Annotated in this window: 14 protein-coding genes; 5 read left to right on the top strand and 9 right to left on the bottom strand. The window is 60.7% G+C overall.

Going from position 1 to position 18,967, the window contains the following annotated elements:
• The first annotated feature begins 11 nt into the window (after nt 1-11).
• Both IAE77_RS10895 and IAE77_RS10890 read left to right on the top strand, forming a co-directional pair.
• The gene (locus tag IAE77_RS10895) at nt 12-479 is read left to right on the top strand and encodes a hypothetical protein (RefSeq protein WP_294226053.1); all 468 of its coding nucleotides are present in this window, start codon (nt 12-14) and stop codon (nt 477-479) included.
• 65 nt (nt 480-544) lie between these two features.
• A complete protein-coding gene (locus IAE77_RS10890; RefSeq protein WP_294226051.1) occupies nt 545-2,644 on the top strand; it encodes a prolyl oligopeptidase family serine peptidase in 2,100 nt (699 codons plus the stop codon).
• 167 nt (nt 2,645-2,811) lie between these two features.
• Here the strand turns inward: IAE77_RS10890 and IAE77_RS10885 are convergent, their stop codons facing one another.
• The 5 genes from IAE77_RS10885 to IAE77_RS10865 all read right to left on the bottom strand — a co-directional run bounded on the left by IAE77_RS10885 (nt 2,812) and on the right by IAE77_RS10865 (nt 11,977).
• The gene (locus IAE77_RS10885) at nt 2,812-4,005 is read right to left on the bottom strand and encodes a DUF1080 domain-containing protein (protein WP_294226048.1); all 1,194 of its coding nucleotides are present in this window, start codon (nt 4,003-4,005) and stop codon (nt 2,812-2,814) included.
• A gap of 35 nt (nt 4,006-4,040) precedes the next feature.
• On the bottom strand, nt 4,041-5,240 hold the full coding sequence (locus IAE77_RS10880) for a hypothetical protein (protein WP_294226045.1): 1,200 nt from the start codon (nt 5,238-5,240) through the stop codon (nt 4,041-4,043).
• Between the two features lie 125 nt (nt 5,241-5,365).
• Entirely contained in the window at nt 5,366-6,631 is a 1,266-nt protein-coding gene (locus IAE77_RS10875) for a DUF1501 domain-containing protein (protein ID WP_294226042.1), read from the bottom strand.
• Nucleotides 6,632-6,678: 47 nt separating this feature from the next.
• A complete protein-coding gene (locus IAE77_RS10870) occupies nt 6,679-10,311 on the bottom strand; it encodes a DUF1553 domain-containing protein (RefSeq protein WP_294226039.1) in 3,633 nt (1,210 codons plus the stop codon).
• A 235-nt stretch (nt 10,312-10,546) separates the two neighbouring features.
• On the bottom strand, nt 10,547-11,977 hold the full coding sequence (locus IAE77_RS10865; RefSeq protein WP_294226037.1) for a DUF1501 domain-containing protein: 1,431 nt from the start codon (nt 11,975-11,977) through the stop codon (nt 10,547-10,549).
• A 64-nt stretch (nt 11,978-12,041) separates the two neighbouring features.
• Here IAE77_RS10865 and IAE77_RS10860 point away from each other — a divergent pair, with 64 nt between their 5' ends.
• A complete protein-coding gene (locus IAE77_RS10860; RefSeq protein ID WP_294226034.1) occupies nt 12,042-12,284 on the top strand; it encodes a hypothetical protein in 243 nt (80 codons plus the stop codon).
• A 362-nt stretch (nt 12,285-12,646) separates the two neighbouring features.
• On the opposite strand, the gene IAE77_RS10855 is transcribed toward IAE77_RS10860, so the two are convergent.
• The 4 genes from IAE77_RS10855 to IAE77_RS10840 all read right to left on the bottom strand — a co-directional run bounded on the left by IAE77_RS10855 (nt 12,647) and on the right by IAE77_RS10840 (nt 17,473).
• Nucleotides 12,647-15,241 (bottom strand): DUF1800 family protein, encoded by a 2,595-nt coding sequence (locus IAE77_RS10855; protein WP_294226031.1) that lies wholly within the window; start codon nt 15,239-15,241, stop codon nt 12,647-12,649.
• A gap of 27 nt (nt 15,242-15,268) precedes the next feature.
• Nucleotides 15,269-16,363 (bottom strand): M56 family metallopeptidase, encoded by a 1,095-nt coding sequence (locus tag IAE77_RS10850; protein WP_294226028.1) that lies wholly within the window; start codon nt 16,361-16,363, stop codon nt 15,269-15,271.
• The gene (locus IAE77_RS10845) at nt 16,360-16,755 is read right to left on the bottom strand and encodes a BlaI/MecI/CopY family transcriptional regulator (protein ID WP_294226024.1); all 396 of its coding nucleotides are present in this window, start codon (nt 16,753-16,755) and stop codon (nt 16,360-16,362) included. Before IAE77_RS10845 ends, IAE77_RS10850 begins: the two co-directional genes overlap by 4 nt.
• A 103-nt stretch (nt 16,756-16,858) precedes the next feature.
• Nucleotides 16,859-17,473: a response regulator transcription factor gene (locus IAE77_RS10840; protein ID WP_294226022.1), complete on the bottom strand. Its 615-nt coding sequence runs from the start codon at nt 17,471-17,473 to the stop codon at nt 16,859-16,861.
• A gap of 524 nt (nt 17,474-17,997) precedes the next feature.
• Between IAE77_RS10840 and IAE77_RS10835 the strand changes: the two genes are divergently transcribed.
• Together IAE77_RS10835 and IAE77_RS10830 are read left to right on the top strand one after the other, a co-directional pair.
• Nucleotides 17,998-18,411, top strand: coding sequence for a PIN domain-containing protein (locus IAE77_RS10835; protein ID WP_294226020.1), 414 nt, complete (start codon nt 17,998-18,000; stop codon nt 18,409-18,411).
• Nucleotides 18,412-18,414: 3 nt separating this feature from the next.
• Complete coding sequence (locus IAE77_RS10830; protein WP_294226019.1) at nt 18,415-18,654, top strand: toxin-antitoxin system HicB family antitoxin; 240 nt, start codon at nt 18,415-18,417, stop codon at nt 18,652-18,654.
• The last annotated feature ends 313 nt before the right edge of the window (nt 18,655-18,967 follow it).

Raw genomic sequence — 18,967 nt, 5'->3', positions numbered from 1 at the left:
AGGAGGCCGTCATGCTGGTGATAAGCGACACCTCGCCTCTGACGGCGCTTCTGCTCAGCCGGAGGGAGGAGCTTCTGCGGCTTGTCTTCGGACGCGTGGTGATTCCACCGGCAGTTCAATCAGAACTGTTGAAGGCGCATCGTTCACTGCCTGTGTGGATCGAGGTCTTGAAGCCCGCTCAAATCCCGCAGGTGATCTCCGATGCTGGACTCGATGCTGGTGAGACCGAGGCCATCGCGCTCGCGCTGGAACTCCAACCTGATGCGCTGCTCATGGACGAGCGGCTGGGTAGAAAGCTCGCGCAGGTGCATCACCTGCGAGTCACAGGGTTGCTGGGCTTTTTCGTGCTGGCGAAAAACAAAGGCTTGGTTGCTGAGGTGGCACCGTTGATTCGCGAGGCCCAGAAACTGGGCAACTGCTGGTTTGGCGAGCATCTCATCCAGGCAGTGTGCAGTTCGGTGGGCGAACCGTGGTCTTGAGTCGAGGCGCCCTCAAAAAGTCGGGCGCGTCGTTGCACTCTTGCCGTCACCGGCCAGCATGAGACATGCGCACCGCACTTTTGATCATGCTGACGGCTTCCACACTCTCTGCTCAATCCCTGAACTACCCGAAAACTCGCAAGGAGGACGTGGTGGACACGCTGCATGGGGTCAAGATCGCTGATCCGTATCGCTGGCTGGAGGATGACAACTCGGAGGAGACCAAGGCATGGGTGAAGGCTCAGAACGAGGTGACGTTCGGCTACCTGAAGAAACTGCCGCGCCGGGATGAGATCGAATCCCGGTTGCGCGAGTTGTGGAATTACGAGCGCGTCGGCATGCCGTTCGAGAGAGGCGGGCGTTGGTTCTATTCCTACAACTCCGGGTTGCAAAACCAGGCCGTGCTCAAAACCACCGAGGTGCTGGACGGCGAGGCCTCGGTGTTGCTCGATCCGAATGCGATGTCGAAGGACGGCACGACGTCGTTGAGTGACTACGAGCCGAGCGAGGATGGCAAACTCATCGCCTACGGTGTCTCGGAGGCCGGAAGCGATTGGAACACCATCCGCGTGCGCGACATCGCCAGCGGTCGTGATCTGGACGATGTGGTGCGCTGGTTGAAATTCAGTGGCGTTTCGTGGCTGAAGGACGGCAGCGGCTTCTTTTACTCACGTTATGATGAACCGAAGCCCGGTGCGGCTCTGACCGCGAAAAATGAGTTTCACAAACTCTACTTCCACAAGCTCGGCACGACGCAAGACGACGACAAGCTGGTGTATGAGCGCAAAAACGAGCCGAAGTGGGGCTTTGGCGGCCATGTGACGGAAGATGGCGATTATCTCATCATCCAAGTGTGGTTGGGCACGGAGCCGAAGAACCGGGTGTTTTACAAGAAGGTCGCCGTCGATGCGCCTGTGGTGGAGTTGCTTAACGACAACGACGCACGCTACGAGTTCATCGACAACGACGGCCCGGTGTTCTACTTCCGCACCGACCTGAACGCGCCGTGCTTCCAGGTCATCGCCATCGACGTGCGCAAGCCGCAGCGCGAGCATTGGCGCATCCTCGTTCCCGAGGTGCCCAAGGTGCTGCTGGAGGATGTCAGCACGGTGGGCGGCCAGATGTTCTGCCAGTATCTGCGGGATGCGAAGACCGAGGTGAAGTGCTTCGATCTGGCCGGGAAGTGGATTCGTGACATCAAGCTGCCAGGCATCGGTTCCGCAGGCGGATTTGGCGGTCATCGGGAGGACAAGGAGACCTTTTACTCGTTCACGAGCTTCACCGAGGCGGGCGCGATCTTTCGCCTCGATCTAGCGACGGGTGAAAGCACTCTTTGGCGCAAGTCGGAGGTCAAATTCGACAGCTCTGCCTACGAGACGAAGCAGGTGTTCTATGCGAGCAAGGACGGCACGAAGATCCCGATGTTCATCGTGCACAAGAAGGGGCTGAAGCTCGATGGAGCGAACCCGACGCTGCTTTACGGCTACGGTGGATTCAACATCAGCCTCACCCCGGGCTTCTCCGTCTCACGCGCCGTATGGCTCGAGATGGGCGGCGTCTTTGCCATGCCGAATTTGCGCGGTGGCGGTGAATACGGCCGCGAATGGCATCAGGCGGGCATCAAGCTCGGCAAGCAGAACGTCTTTGATGACTTCATCGCAGCCGCGGAGTGGCTCATCACCGATCAATACACCTCGCGCGAAAAACTCGCGATCCAGGGCGGCAGCAACGGCGGCTTGCTCGTCGGCGCGTGCATGACGCAGCGTCCGGAGCTCTACGCGGCTGCTTTGCCGGCTGTGGGCGTGCTGGACATGCTGCGTTTCGAAAAGTTCACCATCGGCTGGGGCTGGAAGAGCGACTATGGCACCGTGGAGAACAAGGCGGAGTTCACCGCGCTGCTGAAATATTCGCCGTATCACAATCTCAGGCCCGGCACGCGCTATCCCGCCACGCTCGTGCTCACCAGCGACCACGACGACCGCGTCGTGCCCGCGCATAGCTTCAAATTCGGTGCGCGACTTCAGGAATGCCAGGCCAAGGACGGTCCGCCCGTGCTGATCCGCATCGAAACCAGTGCTGGCCATGGTGCCGGCACCGCGCTGAACAAGACCATCGAGAAGGTGGCGGACGAGTGGGCGTTTTTGGTGCGGGTGCTGGGGATGTGATGGGAGCGCGGCTCTCCGAAGCCGCTGCGCGCCATCAACAAGTCGCACTCCGCGCTACTCAATGCCTCGTCGCATCGACGATCACCGTGTTTGCGGCCTCATTGGTAGTCAAACATATGCACCATGCAGACGACCTGCAGCGGCTTCGGAGAGCCGCGCTCCCGGCGCTATTCGTGAATGAAGAAGTTCGCGAAAGTCACGGGCTGGCCGAGGTCGGCGGGACCGACGGGGCCTTTGGCGCTGCCTTTGATGAGTCCTTCGGCGGTTTGTGGATTGGCGTCCTGCGGTTCGGTGAGAGTGGCAGTGGCCTTGTTGCCATCGAGTTTGAGGCGGACGCGATACCATTTGCCGAGTTTCACCTTGTCGGGGCCGAAGACGATGGGGGCGTCGCCAGCGCCGATGATGACGACGGGATCAGGATTACCGCGTACGCAGAGACCGACGTAGTCCTTGTTCAGATCAGCAGTCTTGAGGATTTGGAAGTCGGCGATGAACTCGCCATCGCCGAGTTCGGCCTCGCTCCACAGCGGTTCGCCGAGTTTGCCGTCGGTGGATTCGAGTTTGAGGTTCCAGTTGGAGGTTTTCCATTTCGCTTCGGCTCCGGCGGGGACTTTCCAGCCGCGAAAGTCGAGGCCGTTGTAGAGATGCTTCCAGCCTTGATCGAGCGGCGCTGAATCAGCGGCGGTGGCACCGGTGGAGGGCAGTTCCTTGATGCGGACGTTGCGGAATTCGACCGGAGCGCCTTCGGACTCGAGGGCGAGGTAGCCTTTGCGCCAGAAGCATTTGTCGCCGCCGCTGACGACCTTGCCGTTCACGGCGAGCGTGAGCGTGCCGTTGTTGCCAGTGATGCGGTAATGGTTCCATTCGGGCGAGGATTTGCTGCGTTCCTCGCTGGGAAAGCTGCGCTGGCCGCTGTGGTCGCCATGCGGCTCCATGGTGGCGCCGTGGATGGGGAAGACATCGCCGTGCGTGGTGAACCAGCGTGGTTTTTTCGGATCGGCATGCTTCATGTAGCCGTGGTCGAGCACCTGGACCTCGATGCCGCGCAGGAAGGGCACGCCGGGCGCGGAGATGGGGCTGCCCCAGATGAAGACGCCGGAATTGCCACCGCTGGTGAGGTGTCGCCATTCGCACTCCAGGATGAAGTTCTCATACTGCTTCTCGGTGCGCAGTGCGCCCGTGGGGAGGCCGGTGCAATGAATGACGCCGTCCTTGATGCTCCACGTCTCCGGGGCGCAGTTCGCATTCACCCAACCACTGAGATCCTTGCCGTTGAACATGGGCACAAAGCCTTCTTCATCGGCGGCGTTGGCAAGAGTGAGCGAAAGCGAGAGTGCGGCGAGCAGCGTGGTGGGTTTCATGCGCGTGTGATAACGCGATGAAGGCGGCGGCTTGTTCAAAAGCGCCAATTGAGCGCAACCTGGAAGCCGTTTTCAAAGGTGACGGCACTGGCTCCGGTGGCGGCGACACGCCAGAACACGTATTCGAGGTAGAGATCGATGTTCTTCGTGATCGCAATCGTGGCACCCGGAACATACATTTGCTGGTGGCCGCCCGGATTTTGGTCAAAGCCTGCCGAATACGCCGCACGCCAGGTGACCGGGCCGGTGATGTAACTGAGGCCGACGATGAAGTCAGTGGTCTGTGAACTCATGCCTCCGGAGACGTAACGCACAGGATTCACAGCGCCATTGCGTTGCAAAACCTCGACGTAAGCCTTGAATCTGCCCCGCGTGTAAGTGAGATCGACACCCCAGGCCGAGAACGCGTGATCGCTGAGCGCGGCGTTTCGGGCCTTCATCTGCCCGATGGAGGCGGAAAGGCCGAGCGCGAGGCTGGAGGTGGGGCTGAACCACCACGTGGGCACGATGCGGAAGACGGCGTTGTTTTGCAGACGAAACACGGAGGTGCTCTCCGAATCGGCACCGACGAGACCGGAGCTGATGCCGTCCTCGCGAAGGAAGAACTGGGCATGCGCATCGATGCTGAACTTTGGTTTGATCCAGAAGGTGCGTTCCCACGAGACACCGATGTCGGAGTTCAGCTTGAAGCCGTCGTAGTAGGCGACATTGCCGTAGAAGCTGCCATCCCAGTCGATGCCGAACTTGCGTCGGATCTGGCCCGCCTTGAACACGCCCACCGGTGTGCTTGCCCACGCATACATCTCAAACAGCCAGACAAGAGCGTCGTTGGAGCCGCGAAAGGCATTCTCTTCACGAGACCGCAGTTCGGTGTGCAACCCGACGCGTTGGATCGCTTCGTGGCCTGTCTCCCACCACGGATCGAGCATCAGGTAGTAATAGTAGGTGCCAGGAAGTGACGATGAACCGTAGCCATCGCTGCCTGGACCGCCGGTCGGGATGCGCCACCAGTGCCAGGCACCGAGCGTGATTGGAAGCAGCGCGTCTTTCCGCCTTTGCAGATCGTCCCAGATGCGTGCGGCATAGGACTGCCCTGCGAGTGTGCTGGGAACATGAAAGTCCGTGTAAGGTGGCTCGATGCCGATGCCTTCAGCGGATGCTGGCGGTGGAGTGAATGCCGCGAGGGCAGCAGCAGTGAAAAGGGAACGCAGGGAGGAGGTGCGGGGGAGGTTCATGGCCGGGGAGCAGGCTGAACTGCCTGTGGTCATGAAAATCCCGTGTGGCTAAACACATCCTGAACGCGCAGATGAATGCGCGTTTATGTTTGCGACCTTCTCGGGGCTCCTGAGTTGCGCGGCGCTCAGCCGAACAACGCTGCCACCGCCTTGCCACCATCTGTGATCGGCACAGGGCGGCTGCCGTCCATGAGCTCATGCCCCGGATCAATGCCCATCGCGGCGTGGATGGTCGCGTGGAAATCAACAAGCGAGACCGGGTTCTCCACCGGCTTCTTCGCGAGCTCGTCGGTCACGCCATACGCGCCACGGTGATTCAAACCGCCACCGGCCAGAACCATGGAAAACGCTGTTCCCTGATGCCCACGACCGCCGCGGCCATCGAACTCCGGAGGACGGCCGAATTCGGTGGCGACGACGATGAGCGTCTTGTCGAGCAGCTTCTTGTCCTTCAAGTCGCGGATCAGCGCGGCGAGCGCCGTGTCGAGTTCCTGGATGAGCAGGTGCTGGTTCTTGAAACCTTCGTTGTGAATGTCCCAGCCCGTGCCGTTCATGAAATTGAGGTTGTGGGACACCTCGATGAAACGTACGCCCACCTGCACCAGACGACGCGAAAGCAGGCAGCGCTGGCCAAACTCACCGCCATACTCATTTCGCAGCGACGCAGGCTCCTCCTTGAGGTTGAAATGCTTCATGAAGCCCGGTCCCGCGAGCCGCAGCGCCTCTTCCTGAGCCATCTGGTAATCGGCCGCCGCGCTGCTCTTCAGGGCACGCGCCATCAGGGGCTGCAGCAGTTTCTGCCGCACGGCTGCACGGTCATTATCGACAAAGTCCGGCCGCGTGAAGCCCGCCGGGCCCGTTTCAGTGTCCGTGAGATAAACGTAGCCCGCCTTGGCACCCAGAAAGCCCGGCCCACGGCTGACGTTCGGATAGCCGATCAAAATATATGCCGGCACATTCTTGTCCGCCGCCCCACGCTCATGCGCGATGATCGAACCGACGCTCGGATAGGTCACGTTGCCGGAGATCATGCGCCCCGTGTGCACGAGATTCGTCGCGAACGCGTGCTCGTCGATGACGTGGTGGTTCACCGTGCGCATCACCGTTGCATGCTCCATCAGCTTCGCCGTCTTGCCGAGATGCTCGCTGAGTCGAACGCCTGGCACGCTGGTCTCGATGGAATTGTAGAGCGACCCGGGCTTCGATGGCTTGCTGAGGTTCTCCCCGAGGTCCTTCGGGTCAAAAGTGTCGATCTGCCCCATGCCACCGCCGAGCCAGATGAAGATGCAATGCTCCGCCTTGCCCTTCGGTGTGTGGACAGGCGTTGTATTGGCAAACAAAGGCGATGCACCGAGCGCGGCGGCGGAGGTGAGGAAGGAGCGGCGTTTCATGGTCGGATGAGTTTCAAGTTTCAGGTTCCAAGTTTCAAGAGATGAGATCACGGACTAAATGCCCACTCCGGTGCGTTCAGCATGGCCCAGAGGATGTCTTCGAGGCGCTGACGCCATTCGGGATTGAGCTTCGCGGTGGGCGGCTCGCCTTTGCGGGCGGCGGCTTCTTGGGCTTGGCGGACGAGGGTGGCTTCGGCGTCGAGGTGATTCGACCAACTCACATACTTTTCACGCGAGCGAGTGGACGTCTGACTTCTCACTTCTGACTTCTGACCGCGGGTTTCATACCCCGGCGTGAGATGCTTCACGTAAAGCTCCTTCTCCTCCTTCGTCGGCAAGCGTGTGAGGAGCTTCAAATAGAGGTTATCGACGAGTTGATCGACGGTTTGCTTCTGCAGCGCGAGTTGGGTGACTCCGTGGTCGTCGCTGAGTCTCGTGAGCCAGACGCCGACGGTGCCGTTGCTGATGATGGCGGGCTGGAGGACGTTCGGAGCTTGATCGCGGACGCTGGTGGGATCTTGACGGGCACCGCGCCAGCCGAAGGCGCTGAGGACATCGCCGACGGCCTGGATGCGCGGGAGGCTGAGGCTGGGGCGGTCGCGCTCGTTGCTGGTGCTGGTGAGCATCCAGCTACGACGAGGTTTTCCCATGTGGATGGCGTTTTTGAGGTCGCGGGTGTTGTCGATGTCGAGGCAGACTTCTTCGGTGCGGAAGGGCTTGCCGGTGGCGGAGAAGAGGCCGTCCACGATCTGCTCGGCCATCAAACGACGCGGTGCGGGCGAGGCGAAGAGCGGGCTGGTTTCCTTCAATTCGGTGTCGGTGGCGCGTTGATAGGCGTGCGAGTTCAAAATGAGCCGCGCGAGGTGTTTCATGTCGTAACCGCCACGCACGAACTCGCGACCGAGCCATTTCAGCAGCTCGGGATGAGAAGGTTTGCCCTTTTCCCAATCGGCGACGGGATCGACGATGCCGCGGCCCATGTAGCGGGCCCAAAGACGGTTCGCCATGACCTGCGAGAAGCGTTCGTTCTGCGGTGCGGTGATGAGGGCGGCGAGTTGATCGCGGGTGTCGTCGGGATGCTCGGCGAGCTTCGCGGCGGACTCGTCGCAGAACTCGGTGAGCGACCACTGCGGCTTCACCTTGGTGCCGACGGTGAGGGTGATGCTGATGAGCGGCTTGCGGCCGGTCATCTTGAATCGATCCGGGTTCACGCTGCTGGTGAGCGGCACCTCGATCTCCTTCGAGTTCAGCATGGCGGCGATCTTGAAAAGGTCCTCCTGCGTGCTTTTCGCGGCGGGGGCATCGTGGCAGCGGGCGCACTTCATTTCGACACCGAGGAAGGCACTGCCGATGATGGTGCCCTTCGCGGCCATGGGCACATCGTTCTGCGAGGCGGTGGCAAATCCAGCCGGCCCGCCGAGACGCTCGCTGCCCTTCATGCGCAGCAATTCGGTGACGAAGAAGTCCATCGGCTTGTTGTCACGCAGCGATTCGTAGAGCCACCAGCGGAAGGGGCCGGTATTGTTCAGCGTGGGATTGAGGATGTTCGGATTCTCCGCGAGCACGTCCTGCCAGTAGCCCATCCAGTGATCGGCCCAGCGAGGGTCGGCGAGCACTTTGTCGATGAGCGCTTTGCGGTCCGGATTCTTTTGGAAGGCCGCGATCTCTTCGAGCGACGGCGGAACGCCGACGACGTCGAGATACACGCGGCGCAAAAAGCTCAGATCATCCGTCAATGAAGTCACTTCGGTGCGATCGGCGCGGATTTCCGGCCACACGGCACCTTCCTTGATCCACGTCGTGAGCGCCTCGACCTCGGCGGCGGTGAGTTTTGCCCCTTTGGGTGGCATGACCTCGTCTTCGTCAGTGGACACGACACGCTTCAAGATGGCGCTGTGGTCGGGTTTGCCGGGTGTGATGGCTGCGCCGTCGTTTTCGCCGCCCTTGATCGCAGCTGCGAGTGTGTCGAGTTGCAGATCGCCCTTGGCTTTGCCACCGCGATGGCATTCGAGGCACTTCGTTTCGAGAATGGGCTGTACTTGCTTGAAGAAGTCCACGCTGCCCTGATGCGAGGTCTGCGACTTCACTTTGGCGATGGTGGCGCCGATGAAGTTGTCGATGTCATTGAGGCGCGGCAGGCCTGCGGGCAGTTCGGGCACCTTCACATCGCCGGCTTTGGCCAGCCACTGCTGCGCGGCATCGCGGCGTGTCTTCCAGTAAGGATCGGACTTTGCACGGAGTTCGGCGCGGCGTTTGTCATTCACGACTTCGTAATGCGCGGTGCGCTCTTTTTCATACGCGGCCCATTCGGCGTCGTTGTAAGGCACGCTGCGTTTGCCAGCGGAGATGAGCTGCCAGCTCTGCGAGCCTTCTTTCGACCACGCGACGATCGTTTCGCCGAGTTCGGGCCGGCGGATGGATTTGCCGACGTAGCTGCCCACGAGCGTCTCCAGCACGATGAACTGCGGTTTGCCGGTGCCTTCGAATTCGCACCACGATTCGCGATTGCCCGGCGGCACGAAGCGGAAGTCGGGACCGAGGTCGAGGTAGTCCTTTTGATCGGCGACGAGGTGATGGCCGTCGCTGTCCTTCGGCGGGAAAGGCGTCTTGAGCATGCTTTTGCCATCGATGTAGAGATTCGTGGCTCCACGGGCCCGCAGCAGCAGGCGATGCTTGCCTTTCGGGAAGGTCACGCTCGCTGCGGCACGCAAAAGGAACGGCACATGGCGATCACCGCGCACACCGGTCTCCACATACTTCTGCGGCACGTCGAAGAAGCCGAAAACGTCCTCGGTGTAGGTCTCGCCGACCTTCGGCGGCTCGCTGGGCCACGCGTTCGCGTCGGGCATGCCTTCCTCGGCGAGTTGCACGAGCACGCGACCGGCGGGCACGTCTTTTTTCGCCACCGGCGGAGGCGGCGGGATGAATTGATACTTCGCCTTCAGCGCGTCGGTGTCGATGGGGCCGCGATAAATGGCCACATCATCGAGCCAGCCTTCAAACGCGTGCGATTCGGCCATCGTCGAGCCATTGCCGATCACCACCGCGTCGCCATCGGTCACCGGCGCACGATCCGTCGCGCCGCCCATGTCCCAGGTGCCGTCGGTCTCGCGACCGTCGATGAAGCCTTTGATGCTTTTTGGCTTCCCGTAGGTGTAAGTCACCGCCACATGATGCCAGCCCGCCGTGGGCACCGTGTCCTTCGACCACCAGCGATGCCAGTCGCCCTTTGTGCCCGGCACATCGGCGCTATGAAACAAAAAACCGATCTGCGAGCCCTCTTTGCCATGCTGAAGCCGGAACGCGTAGTTTTGATTGTTCGCGCCGAACTCCTTCGTGCCGAGCCGGCCCTTCCCGATGATGTACGGCGTGCCCGAGGCATCCGCGACCTTCACCCAGGCCTCCAGCGTGATCGTTTCATTCAGGCCAAAACGCAGTTCCGGGCTGTCAGCGACCTTGATGGGCGATTTCACATCAAACTTCCGCGCCTTGTTTGTTTCGGAGAAGCTCGGATACGTCGGCGAACGTGGCCCCGGTTCCGCGCCATCATCAAAACGCCACTGCATCACGGGTGAGGAGGCAGGCTTGTCAGACGCGTCATTGCCCCCGCTGTCGTTTTGCGCTGCGGCGGGCAGGATGGAGAGGGCTGAAAGGGCGAATAGGACTCGGTGGGAAGTCATGCGCCTATGAACGCGAATGGCGGCCTGTTTTCAGCATTCCCGGCACCCCACTTTCGTGAGGGGCGACGTAGAACGAACTTCCAAGTTCGTTTCGAGGCCAACGAACTTGGAAGTTCGTTCTACGCCTGCATCAGCCCGCGTCGGATGGCCTTCGCAGTCGCCGGAAGACGGTCGCTGACCTTCAGCTTCATCAAAATGCGGCTGACGTACTGATGCACGGTGTTCTTGGATGTCATCACGCCATGAAACCGATGGGCGGGGTGGAACTGCCGGGCGAATAGAAGTTGCCGATGTTCGGCAGCACGAGGGGCAGATCGGTCGGCGACACGCCGAGCCAGAGGGCGAGCTCGGCGAAGAATTCGTCGCAACTCGTCGTGGGAATGAGGCGACCGCTGCCGGTGTCGAGCGGGTTCTGTTCCGGACCGCTTTGCGGATTCAACGCGAGGCTGGGGAACTGGCCGTAGATCTTTTTGCCGGCCACGCTACCGCCGACGACGAGCTGGTTGCCACCCCAGGCGTGGTCGCTGCCCTGGCCGTTGCTGGTGAGTGTGCGGCCAAAGTCCGACGCGGTGAAGAGTGTGACGTTGTTCTGCATGCCCATGGCCGTGAGTGCATTGTAGAAGGCGCCGATGGCCGCGCTGACCTGGGGAAGCATCTGGCTCTGATAGCCCAGCACGCCGCTGTGATGGTCCCAGCCGCCGAAGTTGATGAAGAAGGTCTGCCGGACGGCCCCGAGCGCAGCATGCGCGTGACCTTGAATCGCCTTCGCGATCATTTGAAGGCGTGAACCGACATACGTCCCGGGAAAGGTGACACCGCCGGGCAAGGCGGCGGAAGTCGCTGTGGTGAAGGCATCGTAGGCATCAAGCGCCGCCTTCTTGCGGGTGTTGAAGGTCTGCATCAGCACGTTGGAGTATTGCAGCGCGAGCTGGCTGTCCACACCCTGGCTGAGCGCCTGGCTGCCGGTGTCATACTGCTGCCAGCCAAACTTGTAGTTCTGTAATGCGACGGCTCCGCCGGTGGTGATGGCATACTCGGCCACGTTGTTGCCCGTCTGCCACACATTGCTGCCATCGAGGGAGATGTTCATCGGCACTTTCACGTTCGCATTAAGTCCTTGGAGCAGATCCGCGGTGCGGCCGGCCCAGCCGATGCCGGAACGCTGGTGCGGCATGCTGGTCTGCCATTGCTCGATTTGATCCGAGTGCGAGTAAAGACCGAGCGGAAGCTGCTTCGCGAGCGTGTTCACCTGCGTGCGATTCTGCACCGCTTCGATGAGCGTGCCGACATTGGCCACGAAAGCCGCGTTTCCGGCCTCGAAGAGCGCTGCCACCTCCGGCATGCCGGAATGCACGGCGAAGGTCGGTTGGCCCGTGGGATGGATGTCGATGAGTGACCCGGGTGCCAGAGCGAGGTTTGAGCGAGTGGTTTGATACTGCGCATAGGCGGAGGCCTCGCGCGGGACGAGCATGTTGAAGCTGTCATTGCCCCCGGAGAGGAAGACGCAGACCAGGGCGCGATAGTCGCTGTTCGTCGGTGCGGTGACTGCGGAGATCTTTTCCGCAAAGGAGAGGTTCAGCAGCGTGTTGAGCACCGGAATGGAGCTCACCGCGGCACAACTGGCCTGGCCCAGGAACTGACGGCGATGTTGGGAAAAGGTGATCATGGTGTTGAGAGGCGGCGAGAATTGCTGTTTGCGGAAAAGCGGTGCGTCATGCTACTCTACGGGCATGAAACCGGTCGTTCGTGAGGAGCCTGTCCATTACCACGCCATGTCCAGCGGCGTGGCGGAGATGCCTTTGAGCACCGCCGAGGCCAGAATGGACTGGGAGGCGTATGACAAACGCATGGATGCAAGGTTGCAGTCTGCGGTGGAAGGTTGCGCGGCAGGCACTGAGGCCGTCCAGATCGAAGAGGCTTTTGAAACACTTCTCCGTCGTCGGGATGAGCGGCGTGCAGGTGCCATTGCATGAGCTATCAAGTGGAGCTGTCTCCCGAGGCCATTGATTCCATCGACGAACAGGTTCTCTGGTTTGAAACTCAGGTGCGGCCTGACGGAGATGCCCTCGCGGAACGCTGGCTCCGAGAACTGCGAGTGTCGCTAAAGTTGCTCGCTCGGACTCCTGAGCGTCATGCGCTGGCTGCCGAGAATGGCAAATGGCATCCTGAGGTGACTCTGCGGCGCATGCTGTTTCGCCCATGGCAGTCCGGGCGTGGCTGGCGGGTGTTGTTTTGGATTGATAAGGCACGAAGGACGGTTCGTGTGCTGCTTGTCCGGCATGAAAGTCGGCCGCCATTGGCTGAGGAGGAGTCATGAGCGTGTGCATGGCCGGGTTTACCGCATCACGTTGAACTCGGCGGAGGTGACGATGGCGTTGATGAGCTGGCGGAGGCGTTCGCGGTGCCACTGCCATTGGTAGTCCGGTGGCTTGATGCGATCGACGGACTCGCGGATGCATTGGAAGAGCTGCGGGCTCATCGTGCCGCCCATGAGCGTGAGATCGTAACGGCGGATCAGGGCGTCGAGGTCCATGATGCCGCCCACATCAGGGACATCCTGAGTGATCGTGACGGCGGGAACAATCCTCGAAATCTCGGGGTCGAGGTTCAGCCGCACGTTGTATTCCGGTGTGCCGCTTCCCCAGCGGTGCAGCGAGTTGTCGCCGATGGCTTGGAGGAAGTAGTTTGCGCCGGTGATGGCGGAGCTGGCGTTCAGGATCTGAAATTCGGGTGCCACGAGACCCATCTCCGTCACCGGCCCTGGCGGGCTGTGATTCGGCAGGAAGAAATTGAAGACGCTGGGCGAGTTTTGCGGGTCTTGCAGATGGTCGAGATTGAACTGGTCCAGCGGATAATGCCCGGAAGTCGATGCCGCATTGAAGGCGCGGGCCAGATTCACCACACGCAGGAAAGGCTCGCGCAGCTTGCCAAAGGTGGGGGAGTCCATCATCGCCGGATCACGCGCCTCCGGGTCCATGAGGATCTGCTTGATCACGGCTTTCATGTCGCCGCGCACGTTGCTGCCGTTGTTGTTAAACTTCGCCGCCACTCGGCCGATGTAGTCGTGGCTCGGATTGGAGGTGACGAAACGCTGGATCAGCCGGAAAGCGATGAAAGGGCCGACATTTGGATGATTGAAAAGGTTGGTCACGGCCGCGTCGATGTCGAGAGCGCCTGCGGTGCCGGTGTTGCCTGGGCTCGCGGTGCGGGCGGGCAATGAAAGGCCGCCGAGCAGCGTCTTCGCGTCGCAGTCGTGGTAGGCGTCCCAGATCTTCATGGGGTGCAGGCGGTCGCCGTTGGTGAGATTGCTGGGGTTGAAGCCGATGCTGTCCGCCCAAGTGAGACCGGTGAAGACGCGTGCGAGTTCCGTGATGTCCGCGTTGCTGTAGGTCGGGATGAACTGCCCGGCATAGGGATGGCCCACGGGATAGGTTTTGCGCACGCCGTTGGTCTCCAGTTTCCATAGGCCGATGCTGAAGAGCTGCATGATCTCTCGCGCGAAGTTCTCATCGGGATGCAGGTTGAGCGCGGGATTGGCCTTCTGATTGCCGAGATGGCTGAGGTAAACGCCCATCACCGGATGCATCGCCACTTCCTTGAGCACATCGAGGTAGTTGCCGAAGGCATGACGCTCAAAGATGTCGTAGTAATGCGCCATCCCCTCGTAATCGACCGCCAGTGTCTCCGGGCGGTCGGAGGTGACGCAGATCTCGCTGAGAGCAAATGCCACGCGCTGCCGCAGCGGATCGGGAAGCTGGTCCGTCGCGGAATCCGGGCGCAGTTTCGGCGAACCCATCGCACGCCGCCACCACGAGTGCTCCTTGTAGTTGCCGTAAAGCTCCATCGCGTTGGCGTATTGCAGCGCCCACGTCACGTAGGGCTGGATGTAGCCGATCGGGCGCGTGAACTGGTCATCGATCCAAGCTTCGAGGCCCATCGACATCACTTCCTCGACGTTTTCAGGCACGCTATCGCCGTCGCTGTCATCCTGATCGGGACCAAAAGCCGCCTGAATGAGGAAACGGGCCGATTCCTTCGCCGAGGGCAGGGGAGAAGCATCTGCCAGCATCGCCGTGGCACTCGTCACGCTGCCAAGCGTGTATCCTGTGCCTGTGGTCGCCGTCACCACGATGTCCTCAATGCCTTCCAAAGAGGCATCGTTTACCGGCGAGAGCTGGATCCACGTCTCGCGTGCGCCAAATGGCACGGTCACCTGCGTTGCCGGGATGCTCGCCATGTAGTCCGCATTCCGCGTGGCGCTGCCGGTGAAGGTCACATTGACCGTTAGCGGCTTCAGGCCGCCGCTGCGGCGGATGGAGATCACGCCTTTGTCCGGCCAGTCCTCCCGCATGTCACCATCAATGAGGCCCATGGTGATCGTGCTCGTGGCGTTCAGCGTGCTTTGCACCCGCGTGAGGTCAGCCGTGTCATTTCGGTCGCTATGGTTGAGCAGGGGATTGAAGCCGATCTGATGCTCCTCCCAGTCGCTGAGGCCGTCGGAATCGCTGTCGAGATCATCCGCGGCCAGTTTGAAGAACCAGCGGCTTTGCGAGGCCGTGGAGAGCGATTCGAGCATCGAGGCGCCATCGCCGGTGTAAGTCTCCAGGAGCATGAAATTCGCCGGATTGAGGTCAGGGCTGCCAAAAAGCTGATAACGCTTTCCCGGCTGGCTTGGCCACGAAAGCTGCACCTGGCCCGCAAGGCCCGGCGTGAGCCCGGAATTCGGAAAATCGGCCCCATCGAGCGGATTCGTGCCCGCGAGGCTTTCCAGTGTGTTTGAGTAGCCATCGAGATCCGAATCGACGAGCGCAGGCAGATTCGAGGCACCGTATAGAATCTCCCAGATGTCGCTTTGCTGATTGGCGTTCGCATCATAGGCATGTGCCAGACGGGCGACGAAGAGGAGAAGAAGGAGGGTGAGCCGCTTCATGTCGGAAATGAGGTTGAGAAGTGGATTTCAGCGAGGCCTGTCGGAGCTTGAAATGAGATCGCGTGATGCCGGCACAGCGCCAGCATGTGCCTCGAAGCCGAGACGAAGCGTGATGGAGAGCGCCACCAGCGCGAGCGCGAGGCGTCCGGCTTGCAACCGCAGCGGGAACACCCCCCCCAGCAGCACCTGCACACGACGCAGCAGGCTGCCGCTGTTGGCGCCGACGGCGAGGCAAGCCCGGCTGCTGCAGGATTCGGCGAGATGACCTAGCGCACGCGCGAGGCTGCAGCGGTCATTCAAATGACGCACCGCCAGCTCGTCCGCACACAACTCACGCTCGTGCCGGATGCATCGCGAGATCCACAGGACGGCCGGATGCCAGTAAAGGAACGCCTCGACAAGGCACTGCAAAGCATTCCACCACGGATCGCTACGGATGATGTGCGCCAGCTCATGCGCCAGCAGCATGCGTCGCTGCTCATCCGGGAATGCGGCGTCAAAATGAGCCGGAACGACGATCATCGGCCGCCAAACGCCTGCGACGACCGGTGCCTGCACCAGGGCACTTTGCCGGCACTCGACAGGGCGCTGCCTGTTCATGGATTTGGAGACTTCGGCCAGCACTTGCAGCGTCTCGGGCGAAGCGATCACAGCGTTGTCGAGCCGTCGCAGCAGGAGCGACCAGCCCCGGCGGAAACGCCAGAGCAGGAAGAGGGCTCCGATCATCCATAGTCCGGCCAGCACGGGAAAAATCTTCAAGACCACCTGCGTCTGCTCCACGGTCAGAATCACCGTCACGCGAGGCACCGGCACGGGGCCACGCCAGCGAAGCATGACATGCACACCCGGAGTTTGCGATTCCCTTGGTGCCTCTGCGACGGCTTGGACGATGCCGCGTTGATTGTCAAAGTGGTTCAGAAAGCGTGTCGCGATGATCAGCGGCAATGCCGCGCACACGAGCAGCGCCAGCCAGGCGCAGGCATGACGGCTGCGAGCTGAAGCACGGCTCAGCATGCGGTTCGTACCCCACAAGACCGCGGCCACCATGGTGGCCTGCCAGATGAGGTGCACCACGACCCAACCGAGCGTGTGCAGCAGCGGATCATGCACCCACACGTTCATTTTCCGCCTCCTTTGCCGCCCTGTTTCGCCAGCAGCTCCTTGATCTGCTGCAATTCCTCCGGCTTCACCTTTGCCGCGCCCAGCGCGCTGAGCACCAGTTCTTCTGCCGAACCGCCGAAGACACGGTCGATGAGCTGTTTGAGCATGCTTTGCCGCGTTTTTTCCCGGTCGATGGCGGCGCTAAATCGGTGGGACCGTTCCGAGTCATCCCGCGTGACCACGCCTTTCTCATGCATGACTTGCATCACCTTCAGCGTCGTGGTGTAAGCCGTGCCGCGAGGCTCGTTCACAAGCTCGTGCACCTCACGCACGGTCGAGGGACCACGTTCCCAGAGAATCTGAAGAATCTCCATTTCTGCCTCGGTGGGCATTTTGGACGAGCGAACAGGCATGGCGGCATGAAATACGAAATAACTCGTAGTTTGTCAATCAAACGTCCGATGAAGGCGTTTCCGAACGGGTGAAGGAACCTTTGCTGGCTTCGATCAATCGCGGTCACACCTGCACCAAACCGCGGCGGATGGCCTCCGCTGTCGCCTGGGCGCGGTCGTTGACCTTCAGCTTCATGAGAATGCGGCTGACGTGCTGCTTCACCGTGTCCTCGCCGATGCCGAGAATGGAGGCGATTTCCTTGTTGGCGTTGCCTCGGGTGACGAGGGTGAGGATTTCGCGTTCGCGGGGGGTGATCTCGGGCTCGGAAAGACGGTCCTGGAGGCGCTTTTCGAGGTCGGCGGGCAAAGAGCGCTCGCCACGGGCGACGCTGCGGATGGCGGCGAGCAGGGCGTCGCGGGTGGAGGATTTTTGCAGGTAGCCGAGGGCTCCGGCTTTGAGCGCGGTGTGGATCTCGTCGTCGCGGGCGAAGGTGGAGAAAATGAGCACTCGGGCGGCCGGATGCTCGCGGAGCAGCGCGGCGGTGGCGTCGATGCCGCTGATCCCGGGCAGTTGGATGTCCATGAGCACGACATCGGGCTTCGTTTGGGCAAAAAGCCTCGAAGCGTCCTCGCCCCGATCCGCCTCGCAGACGACTTTCAGGTCGTCCTCAAGCTCCAGCGAGGCCACGAGGCCGCTGCGGACGACAAAGTGATCGTCGATGAGGAGGAGGGAGATCATGAGGTGTGGGGAAAGACGAGTTCTAAATCAATGCCGCTGTGAAGAGGGGTTTGCCACAGATTCAGGGAAGCCACAGATTTTTTGACCCAACAACTCCATCTTCGGTTTTCCTGAATCTGCGGCAGAATTTTGGGTTTGGCAGCTCTGCGTTCAGATGGGTGATCTTTAACCGCTGATAAGACGCTGATCCCAAACCTCTGACATCAGCGTCTGATTAGCGTCTAATCAGCGGTTTGATCCGTCTGCCTCGCACGGTTTGTGATTTTCCACAGATTCAGGGAGGTCAGCAGATTTCTATTTTGGAGCCAATCTGTGGGCCTCCCTGAATCTGTGGGAGACAAGGTCTGGTTTGGCCCCGGTGATGACGCAAGGCGCCTCCTAACGCCCGCAGCCTCGACGACCCGCCACAGCCAAGCCTTGACCTCTCGTGGCTTTGTAGCTCCCATCGGTCCGATGCTGGCCACCAGCACGGGAGCGAACAATTTCGTTGTGGGCTTGCCCGTTTCATTGATGATTCTCACCAGATGTATGCAGTTTTTGATACCAGCACTCTCATCTCTGCCTTGCGCTCCAGTGCGGGGGCCAGCTATGCCGTGCTCCAAGCTATCCGAGCCAAGCGAATCAAGATCGCTTTATCGGTCGCCTTGGCTCTGGAGTATGAGGATGTTGCCACCCGGCCTGGGGTGGTGCCTGCGCTTGATGCGCGGAGCATTGGAGTCGTCGTTGATGTCCTGTGTGCCTTGGCTGTCCAGCAAAAGGTCTATTTCACATGGCGTCCTTACCTCATTGATCCTGGAGATGACATGGTTTTGGAGGTGGCTCTTGCGGCTGGCACGCCATACATCATCACAAACAATCTTCGCCACTTTAGTGGCTGTGAATCGCTTGGCATACGAACGGTCACGCCAGCCGAAGCGCTAAAACTTATCCGCCCCTGATTTATGGCTACACTCTCCATCGACATTCCCGACTCACTCCGCGACGGCATCGAAGAACTGACTGCCAAGGATGGCTATTCATTGAACCAGTTTCTCGTCTGTGCGGCGGCAGAAAAACTCTCCTCATTTGCCACCATGGATTATCTTCGCGAGCGTGCGGCAAGAGCTGACTTTGCGGAGTTTGATCGCATCATGACGCGGATTCCCAACGTGGCCCCCGACCCAGGCGACGAACTCCCATGACCGCAAACAGGCGGCAATCTGAGGGAGCAAGGTCTGAGTTCACCGAGGTGATGACGCGAGACATCGCCTCCAAACGCTCGCAGCCTCGACGACCCGCCACAGCCAAGGCTTGACCCCTCGCGGCTTTTTCGCTTCCATCTATGGGTGAAATCAAGAGCCTGAATGTCAGTGAACTCGTGCCCACTTCCTCAAGTCAACCCGGTCATCCCATAAAAACTGTTGGCGAATCAGATTCGCCCACAATTTAGGCAGTGTTTTAAAACCTCTTGAGCGGCTGCATCCAATCGATGACAGCGGCGAAAGCGAGCAGTGA

This window comes from Prosthecobacter sp. (genome assembly GCF_014879935.1).
Taxonomy (GTDB): Bacteria; Verrucomicrobiota; Verrucomicrobiia; order Verrucomicrobiales; family Verrucomicrobiaceae; genus Prosthecobacter.
The sequence above is the reverse complement of the archived record's forward strand: the minus strand, read 5'-3'. Positions and strand labels throughout refer to the sequence as shown.

Excerpts from the sequence above, each read along its gene's own strand:
- IAE77_RS10865 (WP_294226037.1), bottom strand. The coding sequence starts at position 11,977 with ATGATCACCTTTTCCCAACATCGCCGTCAGTTCCTGGGCCAGGCCAGT.
- IAE77_RS10845 (WP_294226024.1), bottom strand. The coding sequence starts at position 16,755 with ATGCCTGTTCGCTCGTCCAAAATGCCCACCGAGGCAGAAATGGAGATT.
- IAE77_RS10830 (WP_294226019.1), top strand. The coding sequence starts at position 18,415 with ATGGCTACACTCTCCATCGACATTCCCGACTCACTCCGCGACGGCATC.
- IAE77_RS10850 (WP_294226028.1), bottom strand. The coding sequence starts at position 16,363 with ATGAACGTGTGGGTGCATGATCCGCTGCTGCACACGCTCGGTTGGGTC.
- IAE77_RS10860 (WP_294226034.1), top strand. The coding sequence starts at position 12,042 with ATGAAACCGGTCGTTCGTGAGGAGCCTGTCCATTACCACGCCATGTCC.
- IAE77_RS10855 (WP_294226031.1), bottom strand. The coding sequence starts at position 15,241 with ATGAAGCGGCTCACCCTCCTTCTTCTCCTCTTCGTCGCCCGTCTGGCA.
- IAE77_RS10870 (WP_294226039.1), bottom strand. The coding sequence starts at position 10,311 with ATGACTTCCCACCGAGTCCTATTCGCCCTTTCAGCCCTCTCCATCCTG.
- IAE77_RS10890 (WP_294226051.1), top strand. The coding sequence starts at position 545 with ATGCGCACCGCACTTTTGATCATGCTGACGGCTTCCACACTCTCTGCT.
- IAE77_RS10840 (WP_294226022.1), bottom strand. The coding sequence starts at position 17,473 with ATGATCTCCCTCCTCCTCATCGACGATCACTTTGTCGTCCGCAGCGGC.
- IAE77_RS10880 (WP_294226045.1), bottom strand. The coding sequence starts at position 5,240 with ATGAACCTCCCCCGCACCTCCTCCCTGCGTTCCCTTTTCACTGCTGCT.
- IAE77_RS10885 (WP_294226048.1), bottom strand. The coding sequence starts at position 4,005 with ATGAAACCCACCACGCTGCTCGCCGCACTCTCGCTTTCGCTCACTCTT.
- IAE77_RS10835 (WP_294226020.1), top strand. The coding sequence starts at position 17,998 with ATGTATGCAGTTTTTGATACCAGCACTCTCATCTCTGCCTTGCGCTCC.
- IAE77_RS10895 (WP_294226053.1), top strand. The coding sequence starts at position 12 with ATGCTGGTGATAAGCGACACCTCGCCTCTGACGGCGCTTCTGCTCAGC.
- IAE77_RS10875 (WP_294226042.1), bottom strand. The coding sequence starts at position 6,631 with ATGAAACGCCGCTCCTTCCTCACCTCCGCCGCCGCGCTCGGTGCATCG.